This window comes from Pseudomonas sp. Pseusp18 (assembly GCF_059506005.1).
In genome coordinates this window covers 1,905,355-1,922,674 of the sequence record NZ_CP169240.1, presented here as the reverse complement: position 1 = coordinate 1,922,674, position 17,320 = coordinate 1,905,355, and the positions used below count along the sequence as shown (strand labels likewise).

The 17,320-nt window shown below is 63.4% G+C and carries 5 protein-coding genes; 4 read left to right on the top strand and 1 reads right to left on the bottom strand.

Annotated elements, in window-relative coordinates; all coding sequences use genetic code 11:
- Positions 1 to 43: 43 nt before the first annotated feature.
- The 3 genes from ACEN9A_RS08530 to ACEN9A_RS08520 are packed head-to-tail and all read left to right on the top strand — an operon-like array spanning position 44 to position 14,674.
- Positions 44 to 9,148 carry a non-ribosomal peptide synthetase gene (locus ACEN9A_RS08530; protein ID WP_258672975.1) on the top strand — a complete coding sequence of 3,035 codons (9,105 nt, stop codon included), beginning with the start codon at positions 44 to 46 and terminating at the stop codon, positions 9,146 to 9,148.
- Positions 9,149 to 9,206: 58 nt separating this feature from the next.
- Positions 9,207 to 13,034 (top strand): non-ribosomal peptide synthetase, encoded by a 3,828-nt coding sequence (locus ACEN9A_RS08525; RefSeq protein ID WP_258672973.1) that lies wholly within the window; start codon positions 9,207 to 9,209, stop codon positions 13,032 to 13,034.
- Positions 13,031 to 14,674 (top strand): cyclic peptide export ABC transporter, encoded by a 1,644-nt coding sequence (locus tag ACEN9A_RS08520; protein WP_258672972.1) that lies wholly within the window; start codon positions 13,031 to 13,033, stop codon positions 14,672 to 14,674. The genes ACEN9A_RS08525 and ACEN9A_RS08520 overlap by 4 nt, the downstream gene beginning before the upstream one ends.
- Here the strand turns inward: ACEN9A_RS08520 and fhuF are convergent.
- The gene (gene fhuF / locus ACEN9A_RS08515) at positions 14,665 to 15,411 is read right to left on the bottom strand and encodes a siderophore-iron reductase FhuF (RefSeq protein WP_258672971.1); all 747 of its coding nucleotides are present in this window, start codon (positions 15,409 to 15,411) and stop codon (positions 14,665 to 14,667) included. The two genes, ACEN9A_RS08520 and fhuF, sit on opposite strands and share 10 nt — an antisense overlap.
- Before the next feature lie 106 nt (positions 15,412 to 15,517).
- On the opposite strand from fhuF, the gene ACEN9A_RS08510 reads away from it, so the two are divergent.
- Complete coding sequence (locus tag ACEN9A_RS08510; protein WP_258672970.1) at positions 15,518 to 17,221, top strand: ABC transporter ATP-binding protein/permease; 1,704 nt, start codon at positions 15,518 to 15,520, stop codon at positions 17,219 to 17,221.
- Positions 17,222 to 17,320: the final 99 nt, after the last annotated feature.

The window sequence follows — 17,320 nt, the reverse complement described above, 5'->3', positions numbered from 1 at the left end:
GGCGCACATGCCTCCTCGTTTTTCTGGATTGAACACTGCCGCCATGCATGACCAAATCGAAAACATCTATTCGCTGACGCCCCTGCAAAAAGGCCTGCTGTACCACGAGGCCTATGCGCCCGAGTCCCGGGTCTACTACCAGCAGATGAACATCGGGCTGGCCGGCGACCTCGACCTCAATGCTTTCCGCCAGGCCTGGCTGGCCTTGATGCAACGCCACGCGGTGTTGCGCACGGCCTTCCTCTGGGAAGAGCTGGACGACGCCTATCAGGTCATCCTCAAGGAAGTCGACTTGCCGCTGCGCGAAGTCGACTTGCGCGGCAACCCGCAAGGGCTGGCAACCCTGGCGGCTGAAGATCACGCACAGGCATTCGAACTCGGCGCCGCGCCGCTGATGCGCTTGACCCTGGCGCGTCTGGACGATGTGAACGGACAAGCGCAGTGGTCGCTGGTGTGGACGCACCATCACCTGTTGCTCGACGGCTGGAGCGTCGGTTCGTTGCTGGCGGACTGGCGCGATCTGTATCGCGCGGCCCGTCGCGGGCAAAACGCCGCGCTGGAGACCGTGCGTCCGTTCCAGGATTACGTGGCGTACCTCAGCGAACGGCCCTCGGCCGATCAATTCTGGCGCAACCGCCTGGCAGACTTCGCCCACACCACGCGCATACCCGAGTCGGACCCACGCGGTCTGCTCATCGACCACGTGGAAGCGCACCTGCCCTGCACCGAACATCAGTGTGTGCTGGATGCCGCCACCACCGCTCGCCTGTCCGGCTTCGCCCGCGATAACAACCTGACCATCAACACCTTGCTGCAAGCGGCTTACGCTTACCTGCTGGGCCGCCACAACGGCAGCGACGAAGCCCTGATCGGCGTCACCGTGGCCGGGCGTCCACAGCGCCTCAGCGGTGTCGAGCGGATGGTCGGTCTGTTCATCAACACCTTGCCGTTGCGGGTGCGTTGGAACGATGCGCCGACCGTTGGCCAATGGCTGGCGGGCATCCAGGACTGGAACGCCGAGATGCGCGAGCACGAACACACACCGCTGAGCAGTCTGCGGGCATTGACCGCGCTGCCGCCCGGTGGTGAGTTGTTCGAAGCGATCATGGTGTTCGAAAACTTCCCGTTCCCCCGCGAGCTGGACCAGATCGACGATGGCCTTGTCGGATTGCCGGAGACCGAACATACCGCGCCGTTGCGCCACACCGGTGGACGCAACAACTATCCGATGTCGCTGATCGCTTCGATGGAAGGTGAAAGGCTGCATCTGCACCTGGTGCATCAGCGCAAACGCTTGTCCGATGCCGCCGGTGCGCGTCTGCTGCAGCAATTGGTGACGCTGATCGAGGAACTGAGCCGCGACGCCCATCGACCACTGGCCGATGTGCCATTGTGCCCGCCGCAGGAACTGAGCCTGACTCGCACCTGGGGCAACGGTGCGCCCCTCGAATTGCCTGATGCTGCGCTGCATGAACTGATCGCCACCCAGGCCCGTCGCCACCCCGAGCGTGAAGCCGTGCGCGACGCCAACGGCGCCTTGAGTTACGACGAACTGCTTGAAGCCTCGACCGGACTGGCCAGCGCCTTGCGCCAGCGCGGTCTGCAACCGGGTGATCGCGTAGCGCTGGCCCTGCCCCGTTGCAACGATGCGGTGATCTCGCTGCTGGCCGTGATGCAGGCCGGCGGTTGCTTTCTGCCGCTGGACCTGGGCCAACCGGCCTCGCGCCTGAGTGCGCTGATGGCCAGTGCCGACGTGGATTTCATCATCGGTGCGCCGACCTTCGACACCGCCTCCGCACAAGTGATCGACGCCTCGGCCCGCGCCGCCGGCATCGACCTGCCGACGGTGGATCAACTGGCCTGCGCGTATGTGATCTACACCTCCGGCTCCACCGGTACGCCGAAAGGCGTACGCCTGTCCCATCGCGCCATCGTCGCCTATGTCATGGGCATTCTCGCTGAACTGGGTTGCGCCGAGGCTGAACAACCGTGGCGCCATGCGCTGCTCTCGACCCTGGCGGCGGACCTCGGTTACACCCAATTGTTCGGCGCGCTGGTCAGCGGTGGCAGCCTGTTGCTGGTGGACGACGACACCCGTGCCGACCCGAATGCCCTGGCGCAGTGCTTTGCCGAATTCGTCCCGGATCTGGTCAAACTCACCCCCAACCATCTGCACGGTTTGCTCGCCGCTCACCCTGACGCCGGCCTGCTGCCGCGCCGCGCGTTATTGCTCGGCGGCGAAGCACTGCAAGGTGCATTGCTGGACACGATCCGGGCGCTGCGCCCGGAGCTCGCGGTCTACAACCACTACGGCCCGACCGAAAGCGCCGTGGGCATTTGCCTGTCGCGCATCGACCAGCCATTGGCCGGTGTGCAACCGCTGGGCCATCCGCAACCGAACCGACAACTGCGGATCCTCGACAGCCACGGCCACGCCGTGCCGGTCGGCGTGCCGGGCGAACTGTGGGTGGGCGGCGAAGGCCTGGCCATCGACTACCTGGGCGATCCAACGCAAACCACCGCACGCTTCACCGCCGTCGCCGACCTGCCCCGCGCCTACCGCACCGGCGACCGTGTGCGTTGGCTGGAATCGGGTGAACTGGCGTTCCTCGGGCGCGTCGACAACCAGATCAAGCTGCGCGGCTATCGCATCGAACTGGGCGAAGTCGAAGCACAGATCAAACGCCTGTCGAGCAACCTCCAGCAAGTGCTGGTGCGCGTGGTGCAATCGGCCAACGAGGCGCCCCGCCTGGTCGCCTGGCTGGTGGCAAGCACCTCGATGTCCGTCGACAAACTGCGCCATGACCTGGCGCTGCGCGTGCCGGATTACATGGTGCCGTCGGATTTCATCGCGCTGGATGCGATCCCGCTGAACGCCAATGGCAAACCGGACATCGCACGCCTGCCATTGCCCGATGCCCCCGCCAGTCAGGACAACTACGAGGCCCCACGCGATGCGGTGGAAATCGCCTTCGCCGAGATCTGGCAGGATGTGTTGCGGGTCGAGCGCGTGGGCATTCACGACAATTTCTTTGCCTTGGGCGGCGACTCGATTCTCAACCTGCAGATCATTGCCCGCGCCCACCAGCGCGGTATGAAGCTGACGCCCAAGCAGTTGTTCGAAAACCGCACCATCGCTGAAATCTCCGCGGTGATCAGCCAAGGCGCGAACTACAGCCGCGACACCAGCAGCGCTGCGCGAAATGTAGCGCTGACCGCCGGTCAACACGCCCGTCTCGAAGCCGGGCCGTTGGCGGCGGACTGGCGCTGCGTGGCGCTGAATGCGCCGGTCAGCGTCGAGGTGTTGAACCGCGCGGTGCTGGCCCTGCAACAGCAACACCGTGCGCTGCAACTGGGCCTCATCCAGCAGGCTGACGGCACTTGGGTGCAAACCCTGCCCGCCGCGCCTAAACCGGTCAGTGCCAGCCGTCAGCCACTGAACATTGACGACTCGAACGCACTGAACGCTCTGGCCGAAACCACCCTGGCCACGCTGGATCACGCGGCGGGCGAAGGCTGGCACGCTTGTCTTTCGAAACAGGGTGACGCCGTGCTGCTGGTGAGCCATGCACTACGCCTGGATGCTGCCTCCTGGGCGTTGCTGATGACCGACCTGGCGCTGGCCGTGGCTCAAGCGCAATACGATCGTGCGATCGAACTGCCGCGTCACGGTGGGCACCTGGATGAATGGGCCGAGCATCAGAATAATTACGCCAGCGATGAAGACGGTCTGGAATCGGCCTGGGAATACTGGCTGCAATACGCCGGTGAAACCCTGCCATCGACCACGCCGCAAGACTCGGTGGTGACTGAATCCCGCGTGCAGATTTCGACGTCACTCAGCGCTCGCCTGAACCTGCTGCAACGGCGCAGCCATGCGCCCTGGGCCTCGTTGGTCGCCACGGCGGTCGCCGCGGAACTGGCGCAGCAAAGTGCCGGGCAAGACGTTTGGCTGAGCCTGGACCGCGGCCGCTGCGAACGCACACGCCTGCCGCTCACCAGCCCCCTGAGCCGCACCGATTTCAACCCGGCCACGGTGATCGGCGCCCTGAGCCACGCCGTTCCCCTGCGCCTGACCGTGACACAGACCGCCAGCGCTGCGCAGTTGCTCGCACAGATTGACGCGCAACTGGCCGCCGCACCGCACGCCGGTGACGATTACGGTGTGCTGCGTTACCTCGCCGACAACGACTACCTGCGTGAGCCACTGCTGAGCCTGCCGCAACCGACTGTGCATATCGTCATGGCTGGCGAATGGCAGGCATATGAAGGGCCGCTGAGCGAGGTCATCGCCGCCAGCGCGCCAATCGATGCCACCGGGCTGACCCTGTCTGTCAGCCTGCAACAAGGTCAATTGCAGATCGACTGCCGTGGCGCCAACGCCGAACACTGGGCCCAGGCGTTGGAGCAGCGCTTGAGCCTGCTCGCCGCCGACGCCGGGCAAGCCATTCCCGGTGCGCATGCTTTCCCGTTGTGCCGCGCCGCCGGCCACGACCTCACGGCCCTGGGCGCGAACTTCGACTGGGCCGGCATCGACGACTTGCTGCCCCTGTCGCCGATGCAGGAAGGCATGCTGCTGCACACTCTGCTGCGTCCCAACAGCGGCATTTATTTGATGCAGCAACGTTATCGCTGGGACGGCGAACTGGACCGTAGCGCCATCGAATACGCCTGGGCACAACAACTGGCCCGGCACCCGATGCTGCGCACCGGTTTCTGGTGGCAAGACGGTAAGGCTGCGCTGCAATGTGTCTACCACGACACCGACCCGGCATTCGCCTGGTACGACTGGCGCAACCTCGATGAAGCGACCCGCCAGCGCCAACTGGATGCCGTACTGGACGCCGAATGCCGTCAGGGTTTCGACATGCGCCGCCCGCCGCTGACGTTCCTGCGGGTGTTCCAGGTGGCCGATCAGGAATTCCTGATCGTGCGCAGTTTCCATCACATTCTGACCGATGCCTGGTGCTTCGGCCTATTGATGGCCGACCTGTTTGCCCACTACCAGGCTCGGGTGCTCGGCCAGCCGGCCGCCCGTCCATTGCTGCCATCGTTCAGCAACTACATCCATTGGCTGCAATGTCAGGACAGCTCTATCACCGAACAATTCTGGACCCGCGAACTGGCCGGGTTCAGCGCGCCGACGCCGTTGGTGGTGGATCGCCCGGTCGTGACCGAACAGGCGGTCGAAGTGGTGGCTAACCTGGATGTCACCCTGTCGATTGCCGACACCCGCGCATTGACCGCGTTGTGCCAACAGCACCAACTCACACCCAACACCTGGATTCAGGGCGCCTGGGCTTTGCTGCTGTCCCGTTACAGCGGCAGCGACGACGTGCTGTTCGGCGTCACGGTGTCGGGCCGGCCGACCGATTTGCCGGGTGTCGAGGACATTGTCGGGCTGTTCATCAACAGCCTGCCGCTGCGGGTGAAAGTTGACGACTCGCAAACCGTGGTGCCGTGGCTGCAAGCGCTGTTCGCGCACAACTTCGAGTTGCGTGCCTACGAACATGCACCGTTGGTGGACATTCAGCGCTGGAGTGAAATCGAGCACGGTCGTTCGCTGTTCGACAGCCTGGTGGTGTTTGAAAACGCGCCGTTCGACGCCGGCCTGTCGGATCGTCAGGTCGACTTCAACGTCGACATCTATGAAGACCGCGTGCACACCAACTACCCGATGACCGTGGTGCTTTACCCCGGCGATCGCCTGGGCATTCGCCTGACTTACGATGCCGCGCGTTTCGACGCCGATACCGTGCAGCGCATGCTCGGCCACCTGCGCCAGTTGCTGACGCAAATGGTCGCCCAGCCTGACGCACCACTGGCTTCACTGTCGCTGTTGACGCCGGATGAACGCCAGACCCTGCTGGTGGACTGGAACCGCAGTGAGCTCGACTTCCCGTTGGATCAAACCTACGCCGAGCTGTTCGCCCGACAGGTGGCGGAGCATCCGCAGCGCATCGCTGCCGTGTGTGGTGCCGACAGCCTGAGCTACGCCGAACTGGATCAGCGCTCGAACCGCCTGGCGCGAGCACTGATTGAAACGGGCGCCGGGCGCGACACCCTGGTGGCTTTGGCCGCCGAACGTGGCCTGCCGCTGCTGAGCATGATGATCGCCGTGCTCAAGGCCGGCGCGGCCTACCTGCCACTGGATATCAAGCATCCGCCGCAGCGCCTGAGCGAGATTCTCGAACTGTCCGGAGCAACGATTCTGTTGACCAGTGAAAGTGCCGACTCGGTGATCGAACCGGCGCTGGCCGCAAGCGCTGCGACACCGCAACGCCTGCGCACCGAAACCCTGTGGCTGGCAGGCGACGCAGCCCCCTTGGACGTCGCCGCCAGCCCTGACGATCTGGCCTACGTGATCTTCACCTCGGGTTCGACCGGCACGCCCAAAGGCGCGATGGTCGAACAACGGGGCATGCTCAACAACATCTTCGGCAAAGTACCGACGCTGGGCCTGTCGAGTGCGGACCGAATTGCCCAGACCGCCTCGCCGGCGTTCGACATTTCGGTCTGGCAATTCCTTGCCGCACCGATCCTCGGCGCCACCGTGCACATCCTGCCAGACGTGATCGCCCACGATCCCGAGCGCCTGCTGGAAGCACTGGAGAACCAACAATTGTCGGTCCTCGAAGCTGTACCGACGATGATCCGCGCCCTGCTCGACCTGGCCCGCACCGACACACAACTGTCGGCCCTGCGCTGGCTGCTGCCGACCGGCGAAGCCCTGCCGCCGGCATTGGCTCAAGCCTGGCTGAGTCGCTTTGCCCATGTGCCGCTGATGAATGCCTACGGCCCGGCGGAGTGCTCGGACGACGTGGCGTTCCATTCGCTGACCAGCGTGCCGAGCGAAGTCGGCAATGCCATGCCGATTGGCCGGCCGACCGCCAACAACCACCTGTATCTGGTGGATGCGGCACTGCGCCCGGTGCCGGTGGGCGTACCGGGAGAAATCTGCGTCGGTGGTGTCGGCGTCGGTCGTGGCTACCTCAACGATCCGCAGAAAACCCAAGCGGCGTTCGTGGCGCACCCGTTCGAACCCGGCGCGCGTTTCTACCGCACCGGTGACTTGGGGCGCTGGCGTGCGGACGGGGTGATCGAATTCCTCGGTCGCCGCGATCAGCAAGTAAAAATCCGTGGTCACCGGATCGAACTGGGTGAAATCGAAGATCACGTGGGCCGTCATCCCGCCGTGCAAGCGGTGGCCGTGATCGTCAACGCTGACCAGCGTGGCGACCTGCAACTGGTCGCCTACTGGACCGGCGGCGACACACCGGTGGCCGAACTGCGCGAATGGCTGAGCCAACGCCTACCGTCGTACATGGTGCCAACACATTGGCAACAGCTGGAGGCATTGCCGCAGAACGCCAACGGCAAGGTCGACCGCAAACTGCTGACTGCACGTGCGCTGGACCACAGCGACCTGAACCAGCAACGACCTCTGAGCAGCGACACCGAACAGCAGCTGGGCGCGATCTGGGCACAGATTCTCAACGTGACGGCGGTCGGCGCCGACGACAACTTCTTTGCCCTCGGCGGGCACTCGTTGCTGGCAACGCTGGTGGTCTCGCGGATTCGCAGCCAGCTCTCGGTGGACTTGCCACTGCGTGCGGTGTTCGATCACCCGGTACTGGAAAACCTGGCCCGCGCCATCGACAGCGCGCGCTTGCAGGCGGCGCCTCTGGCCCTGCCCGCGATCACCGCGACCGACCGTTCGCAACCGTTACCGTTGTCGTTTGCCCAACAGCGTTTATGGTTCATTGAGCAGTTGAACCCTGGCTCCAGCGGTTTCAATATTCCGTTCGCCCTGACCCTGACCGGAGCGCTGAATGTCGAAGCCCTGCGCCTGGCGTTCGAACAACTGATCGCCCGTCATGAAGTGCTGCGCAGCACCGTGCACAGCGATCATGGTGAACCCTGGCAGCGGATCGAAACAGCGCAGGCGTTTGCCTTGCCGGTCACCGATCTGCAACAGGTCCCGGCGCACGAACAGGAGCCGGCCATCCAGGTGCAATTGACCGATGTCTTTGGCCGGCCGTTCGACTTGACCCAAGCGCCGTTGATGCGTGCGCGGTTATTGCAGCTGGATGCGCAGACCCATGTGCTGGCCATTGCCATGCACCATATTGCCGTGGACGCTTGGTCCATTGCCCAACTGGTGGAGCAATTGGCCGCGGACTACGTCGGTTTCGGCACCGCGGCTGCCCGCATCGAAACCCCGGCCCTGCAATACGCCGACTTTGCCGTGTGGCAACGCACGCACCTGCCGGGCCCGGTCTGGCAGCAACAACTGGCCTACTGGCGCCAGCAGTTGCAAGCCAGTCCGGCGCCGCTGCTATTGCCGGGTGCGCAAACCCGCGAGCACGGCGGTTGTGCACGTCATCGCAGCCGCCTGCCCGCGTCGCTGGCCCGGGCCATCGGCGAGTTGGCGACGGCCCGCGAGGCTTCGCCGTTCATGGTGCTGCACAGTGCGCTGAACGTGTTGCTGCATCAGCAGACCGGGCGCGAAGACCTGCTGGTCGGCACCGACATCGCCAACCGGCATCAGCAACAGACCGAAGACATGATCGGCTTCTTCGTCAACCAATTGGTCCTGCGTTGCCGCGTGACGCCCGAGCAGACATTCGATGAGCTGCTGAGCGATGCCCGGCGCGTGGCGCTGGATGCCTTTGCCCATCAGGACTTGCCGTTCGACGCCCTGGTCGCCGACCTGCTGCCGCAGCGTGACGCACGGTATACGCCATTCTTCCAGGTCAAACTGGTGGTGCAGAACACCCGCCAACAGGACCTGCATTTGCCAGGCCTGGCAATCAGCGAGCGGGCGCTGGAGCCACAAGCTGCGGACGTGGACCTGCTGATCAACGTCGTGGATGACGGCGAGAGCCTGCTGGTGGTGTACGACTACGACACCGGGCGTTACGCCAGTGCCTACATCGAACTGCTCGACAGCCTGTTCGTCTGTCTGCTGGAGCAACTTGTGCTGAACGCCGACACCCGAGTCGCCCAGTTGCTGCTGCCACTCAATCAACTGCAACAGTCCCGCCGCGACCAGGCGCAAGCCGCGCTGCGTGAAGCCGGCAATGCGCGTCAAAGCACCCTGGGCCAGGCCCGTCGTCGCAGTGTCGTGAAGGAGGCCGAACAATGATGGTCATCGGCCAATCGCCCCGCTCGCTCATGTCCAACTTTTTTGTACAGGTCTCAGCATGACTCAGACTCACCAAGACACGCCGTTCGAAGGCTTCGAACTGTCGCCGCAACAGGCTCATCTGTGGCGCCTGCAACAAACCCGCCTGGCGCCGTCAGCCCAGCGGGCGACACTGCGCATTCGCAGTGAACAACCGCTGGACGGCGCACGACTGAAAAACAGTTTGCTGGCGCTGATGCAACGCCACGAAATTCTGCGCACCCGTTACCAGCAACTGCCGGGCCTGTCGCTGCCGATGCAGGTGATCGACGATTCGGCCACTGATTGGCAGGCGCTGGGAATTGAACTGCAGGTGGACGCCCAGTCAGCGACGCTGCACCTGCCGGCGTTGCATCTGGACAGCACCAGCCTGAGCTACCTCGGTGAAGAATGGGCGCTAGGCTACTTGCAAGCGGCGCCGCAAGACCCGCCCCTGCAATACGCCGACTACGCGGCCTGGCGCCTGGAGTCGGTAGACGACGCGGGTCGCCAGTTCTGGGAGCAGCAGTTCAACGCAGTGGTCACGGACGTGCCTTTGCCCTGGCAGCGCCAGAACCCGGCAACCTCCGGGCTGGTGGAGCCGGGCCGGGTACAACTGCCGCTCGACGACTCAACCCAGCAACGCCTCGATCAGCAAGCGACCCGCCTCGGTGTCAGCAGCGGCACTGTCGTGCTCGCCGCCTGGGTCACCTTGTGGCAACGCTACAGCGAAGCCGAGCGCCTGACGCTCGCCTACGAAAACCAGGCACGCCCGGACGTACTGGGCGATGCCCTCGGGCTGTTTTCCGAACCGTTGCCGCTGACCCTCGACACCGCGCCCGAGCTATCGTTTGCCGCGCTGTGCCAGCAACTGAGCGAGCGTGTCGGCCTGCTCAACGATGCGCGGGACAGCTACCCGAGCCACTTGAGCAATGTACCGCCATTGTCGGGCGTGGGTTTTCGAGAACTCTCGCTGGCGCCGCACAGTGCCCTGAACGATGCCGGTTGGCAGCTCGAACAGGCCGACAGTGTCAGCGCCGGTAGCGCATTGCTGTTGCAGTATCAGCCGCGCTCGGCCAGTGGTTTGTCGCTACATTTTGATGCCGCGCTTTACATGCCCGCCCATGTCGAGATCCTCGCCGAACAACTGCTGAGCGTGATCGAACACAGTTTGCACGAGCCGTCCGCCAGCCTGAGTCGCCTAGCGACTTGCAGCGCCGCCGAGCAACAACGGGTGACCGGCGTACTGGCCACTGCACCGACCCTGAACCCGGCGCAAGAACGCCTTTATGCAGCCACCTTCGCCCTGCCAAACCTGGCCGCCTGCTTCTCCAGGGGTTCGGCCCCCCATGCCGGACGCCCGGCGGTGACCGGCCCGAGCGGCACCTTGAGCCACGCCGAGCTTGATCAGCGTGTCAGTGCCCTCACCCAACAACTGCTCGCCCAAGACCTGGAACCCGGTACGCGGATCGCGCATTTCCTGCCGCGCGACATCGATGCGGTCGTGGCGCTGGTCGCCATTCTGCGCGCCGGTGCCTGCTACGTACCGATCGATCCGGCCTACCCCACCGAGCGCATCGAACATATTCTGCGCGACAGCCAGGCACGTCTGGTACTGACCCATCACGCTCGCGTGCAAGACCTGCCGGCGGACTGGCAGCCAAGTGCGCTGGCGATTGATCAAGCGATGCCGACAGTGCCGTTACAGGACGAACCGAACATCTCCCGAGACCAACCGGCCTATCTGATCTACACCTCCGGCAGTACCGGTCAGCCCAAGGGCGTGGTCATCAGCCATGCCAACGCTTTGCATTCGCTGGCGGCGCGGCTGGCGGGGTATCCGCAACCGGTGCAACGCTTTCTGCTGTTGTCATCGTTCGCCTTCGACAGCTCCATCGCCGGGCTGTTCTGGAGCCTCGCCCAGGGCGGGTGCCTGCACTTGGCCAGCGAAGCCGAACAAAAAGACCCGCTGCAACTGGCCCGGTTGATCCGCGGCCACGGCGTGTCGCACCTGCTGGCGCTGCCTTCGCTGTACGCGTTGTTGCTGGACGAATTGGGCGACAGCCCGAGCCCGCTGAACACCGCGATTGTCGCCGGTGAAAGCTGCCCGCCAGCGCTGGTCGACAGCCACTATCACCGCCAGCCCGACGCGCAGTTGTACAACGAATACGGACCGACGGAAGCCTCGGTGTGGAGCACCGTCGCGCTCTGCCGGCCGGATCAGCGCACAGCATCCGTACCCATCGGCCGCGCCATTGCCCACACTCGGGTGTATGTGCTCGACAGCGACGGCGCCCCCGTGGCCCGGGGGCTCAAGGGTGAAATCCATATAGCCGGGCCTGGCGTGTCCGAAGGTTATCTGGGCCTGCCGCAGATGACCGCCGAGAAATTCATCCAGGCCTGTCATCCCTCTCTCGACGGCCAACGGCTGTACCGCACCGGCGATTTCGCCTGGCAGGATCTGGACGGGCAACTGGTGTTCCTCGGGCGCACCGATTCGCAGATCAAACTGCGCGGTTACCGCATCGAGCTGGGCGAAATCGAAACCGCGCTGTGCAGCGTCAGCGGCGCCAGACTGGCCGTCGTCCTGCTGGACACCATCCAGGCCGAACCGAGCTTGCGTGCCTTCGTTGAATCGGCCTCTGAGCTTCAAGCCAACGCCGTGCGTGAGTCCCTGGCGACCCTATTGCCAGCGCACATGATTCCCGCGGACATCCAATGGCTGGCGCAACTGCCGCGCACCGCCAACGGCAAGATCGATCATCGTGCCTTGCTGGCCCGGGTGCCGAACCGCAGCCTGGCGGCTTACGCGGCGCCCGAAGGTCATGTCGAACAGGTACTCGCGGCGGTGTGGCAAGAACTGCTGGAGGCCAAGGTGATCGGTCGTCACGACGACTTTTTCGCCCTTGGTGGCCATTCGTTGCTGGTGGTGCGCATGACCGCAAGGCTGCGTGCCACGCTGGGCATCGAGGTGCCGGTCAACATCATCTTCCAGCACCCGACGCTGATGGGGCTCGCCGAGCAGATTACCCGGCCGCACGACCACGCGGCTGTCATCACCTTGCAGGCCGGCGAAGCAGGACAGACGCCGTTGTTCTGCCTGCACCAACCTGCGGGGGGAGTTCACCACTATTTACCGATGGTCGCCGGGTTACCGCAGGCGATGCCGGTGTACGGCATTGCATTGCCCGAGTCGCTGCGCAACCAGGACCTCGTCGCATTGGCCAGCGAATACTTGCCGCTGATCCAGCAGACTCAGACGCAAGGTCCGTATCGCCTGGGCGGTTGGTCCATGGGTGGATTACTCGCGCTGGAACTGACTCGACAACTGGAGGCGCTAGGGCAAACGGTTGAGTGGCTGGGCCTGTTCGACAGCACGTTCCACGCCGAGAACGAAACACTGGCGTGGGAGGCGTTGTACTCAGTCGTGCAGCAAGAATTGAGCAGCGACAGTCGCCAGCGACTGGCCACGCTCGACCCGGAGCGTTTGACCCAACTGCGTACAGCCACCGCTGAATTGGGCCGCATGGAGCAATTGCGTTTCGCCTTGCTGCAATGGACGAGCGCCAACGGCCTGGACCTCAATGCACCGCTGGCATACATCGAACAGACCTTGAATGTGATGGCCGACGCACGTCGTTGGGTCAGCGGCTACTCAGTGCCCGCCGTACGCGCCTCCCTGCATCTGTGGTGGGCCGAACAGACTCTTGTCGAGCGCCCGACCCTGCCTGCGCAGTGGGACGCGATCAGCCAGCGAACCTGTCATCATCAGGTCGCTGCCGATCACGACACGATCCTCGAGCAGCCTGTCTTCCATGAACAACTCAACAAGTCGCTGGCCGTGGCCTCGACGGAAGCCGTCGCATGAACCTGATTCTTTATCTCTACCGCCAATCGGCACGCCTGCTGGCACTGGCCTCGATCACCGGCGCACTGGGCGGGCTGGCCAGTGCGGGGCTGGTGATGCTGATCAACCGCGGGCTGGCCAACCCGCAGCAATTGCCGGAACTGGCCCTGGGGTTTTTCGGGCTGTGCGTCGGCATGCTGCTGAGCAAACTCTGCTCGGAACTGTCGCTGCTGCACCTGACCCAAAGCGCGATTTTCCAGATGCGCATCGACCTCTCGCGCAAACTGCTCGCCACCCCGCTCAAACGCCTGCAAGGCATGGGCAAACACCGTTTGCTGGTGATCCTTACCGAAGACGTGCACACCTTTACCGCGGCGTTCGAGTGGGTGCCGCTGTTGTTCGTCAACGCCGTGGTGACGTTGGCGTGCTTCGCCTACCTGGCGTGGTTGTCATGGTCGTTGCTGTTGATTCTGGCATTGTTCCTGCTGGTCGGCCTGATCGCGTTTCACCTGGCCGAACGCGGGCCGTTAAGCCATCTGGAGCGGGTACGCCAACAAAAGGATGTGCTTTATCAGCACTTTCGCAGCCTGATAGAAGGCAGCAAGGAATTGCAGCTGAGCAACGCCCGTGGCGAAGCCTTCGTCGAGCGGGTCATCCGTCCGGGCGCCGATGAATTTCGCGTGCGGTTCCTGCGCGGCATGGCCGGGTATTCGGTGGTGGCCAACCTCGGCACGCTGCTGTTCTACCTCAACCTTGGCGTGCTGCTGTTTGTCGTACCGTTCTGGCTGCCGCAATCGATTACCGTGCTGACCAGCTTCACCGTGACGTTGCTGTATCTGGTGCGACCGATTTCCGATCTGATGATCGCCCTGCCCTCGCTGCGGCAGGCCAGTATCGCCCTGAATCGCATTCGCCAACTGGACGCCGAACTGAGTGCTGAAGCCCAGGCGGCCGCGCCGGTCGGTAACGTGTTCGCCAGTAAAGGCCCGATGCGCCTGTTGCTCAACGGTGTGTGCCATCGCTATCCCGGCGAACATGAGGATCATCCCTTCATGCTCGGGCCGGTGGACCTGACGCTGGAACAGGGTGAACTGGTGTTTGTGGTCGGCGGTAACGGCAGTGGCAAGACCACGCTTTCCATGCTGCTGCTCGGGCTGTATGCGCCGGAAAGCGGCTGTATGGTGCTCAACGGTGTGGAGGTGGACGACGACAACCGTGAGCAATACCGTCAGCACTTTGCCGCCGTGTTCGCTGACTTCCATCTGTTCGAACATCTGCTGGGCGACGACGGACCGGGCGCAGAACAGCGCACCGCCGAGGCGACGCGCTATGTAAAAGCCTTGGGATTGGGGCACAAGGTCAGCATCGTCGACGATCGTTTTTCCACCGTGGATCTGTCCACGGGTCAACGCAAGCGGCTGGCGCTGGTGTCGGCGTATCTGGACGACAAGCCGTTTTATCTGTTCGACGAATGGGCCGCCGACCAGGACCCGACCTTCAAGCGAGTGTTCTATATGGAGTTGTTGCCGGAGTTAAAAGCCCGGGGCAAAACCGTGATTGTGATCACCCACGACGACGCCTATTTCCAACAAGCCGACCGAGTATTGAAAGTCGAAAATGGCCGCCTCACCCAGGTCGAGGCCCATGCGGCTTATGCCTGATAAGGCTGCGTGATGTCAGCGCCCGGCACCAGCGGACAGTTGTCGCAGTACGGGCGCGCATCACCCAACTGGTGGTGCAGGCAGCATACCTTGCGCATCAGCAACGGCACGCCACTCGGGCCGGGAGCCAGTTGCAGGAAGCCGTACAGTGGATTGCGCGTACCGTCGGCCCAGTGCCGCTCCCGGAACAGGTGATCGCGCCACTGTGACGCTTGCGGCATCTGGAAGTAGTCGAGCGCAACATCGATGGCGGCCGCCACGTTATTCCACAGCAAGCGCTGGGCCACACGCCCGGCACTGGCCAATGCCTGGACCAAATGCGCCATATCTTCAACCAGCAGTTGTTGCATGAAGGCCAGCGGGTCACTCAAGGGCACCACTTCGCCTGCTGCAAACAGCTGGGCCACGGGCATGCCTCCTTCCAGCACCACGTGAGGATCACGCACGGTGCAGCGCAGATTCTGCGCAGCGGCGGCCAGCGGCAAGGCCAGCGTCACGCAAATCAAATCCATCGACCATTGCGACACCAGCGCGGCACGCGGCGCGGCGGGATAGTAGTGGGCGTACAAACCCAACAGCTCAGTGCAGGTTTGCGGGTCGCGAAACTCAATCAATCCACGACCTTCGACCTGGTTGCTCATTCGGCACGTACTGCGCAAAAAGGCGCCCTCGAAACGAAACAACTGATCGAGCAGGGTTTCGTCGAGCATGCGGGCAGTGGTTTGAAGAGACGTCATGAGGTTTCGTAACTGAGTTTGAGAACTGTTAACCTACCACGTTTTTTGAATTCCGAAGACTCTACACGGCGGGTCATCCCCCGAGTTTGCCAGGCAGGACGCTCTGATGTTCATCCATGATATGAAATTGCTGGCCGCGCCTTACTGGTCGGCTGAAGGCCGCCGTCGCGCCTGGCTGACTCTCACCATGGCCATGCTGGCGGTGGCCGGCATTATTGCGATCCAGGTGCGCTGGAACGAGTGGAGCCTGGGTTTTTACAACTCGTTGCAAAGCCTGGATGCCGCCGCGTTCGGGTATCACGTCGTGGAACTACTGGTGCTGGACGTCGCCTTCATCGCCTGCACCATGGCCAAGTTCCAGGTGCAGCAGCGCTTGCTGATCAACTGGCGAGAAAAACTCACCCAGGCCTTTCTCGCCAAATGGCTCGACAGCCAGCGTTACTACCGCAGCCGCTTTCACAGCGTGACCTACGACAACCCCGACCAGCGCATAGCCGAAGACTGCAAAATCTTCGTCGAGCAGACCCTGGACCTGGGCCTGAACCTGCTGCAGGCGATCATTCTGGTGGTACTGTTCTGCCTTATCATGTGGCGCATTTCCGGCACGCTGGAGTTCGAAGTCGCCGGGCATGCCGTCGCCATCCCCGGCTACATGTTGTGGCTCGCCTTGATCTACGCCGTGATTGGCAGCGGCATTGCGCACTGGATCGGCAAACCTCTGATCGGGCTCAACTTCCTGCAACAACGCCGTGAGGCGGATTTCCGTTTCGGCCTGACGCGCTTGCGTGAAGACGCCGAAAACGTCGCCCTTTCCCGTGGCCACGGCTGGGAAAGCAAGCAGTTACTGGGGCAGTTGGGACTGCTGCTGAGCAATTACGCCAAGCTGGTTCGCTCGAAAAAACACCTGCTGGGCATTAACGCGGCCTATGAGCGGTTCGCTTTCACCCTCCCCTTGCTGCTGGTGTCGCCGCGCTTCTTCTCGCGGGAGATTCAATTGGGGCAACTGACCCAGATCGCTTCAGCGTTTGGCGAAATACAGGCGTCGCTGTCGTTTCTGATTCGCAGCTACCCGCAGATCGCCGAATGGCGCGCGACCAAGACGCGCTTGTGCAGTTTCTGGCGTGAACTCGAAGCGCTGCCCGCTCCGGTTGACCCCGTCACCGGTCGTACTGCCGGCTTGCGGCTACATGACTTTGCACCGCTGAACGAGCACGGTTTACCGCTGTTCGAACCGCTGACGCTGATATTGGCACCCGGCGAACGGCTGCTGCTGCGCGGTCCTTCGGGCGTGGGCAAGACCACCCTGCTGCGCTCACTGGCCGGATTGTGGCCACGGCACCAGGGCAGTGCCGAACTGGACCGGGAGGGCCTGCTCATTCTGCCTCAAAGGCCTTATCTGCCAAGCGGTTCGCTGCATGAGCTGCTGCATCGAACTGGCGAGGCCAGCGCTGTCGACATCGATGAAACGCGCCTGGAAGAGGTACTCAAACTGGCAGAGTTGCAGCACCTTCCGCTGCACAGCACCGATGACTGGAGCCGACGTCTGAGCCCCGGTGAGCAACAGCGCATGGCCATGGCCCGCGCCTTGCTGATACAGCCACCGTTGCTGTTTCTTGACGAAGCCACTTCGGGGCTGGACGACATTGCAGAACGACGTTTGTACAAGGCGCTGGCGGCCACCGACATTACGGTGGTCAGCATCGGCCATCGTGAAAGCCTCGGTGGCTACCACACCCGTGTGGTCGATGTGGTGCCAGCCGCGTCGCCATCCTTGCCCAAGCCAATCCCGTCCACCACGCTGGAATTCTGAGGGCAAGACGCTGGATAACGTCGAACCGGCTTTAGGGGCTTGCCCCGGTCGGGTCTAAGGCAGTCAACCTGAACGGGCGACTGCCTTTTTTCTTTCAAT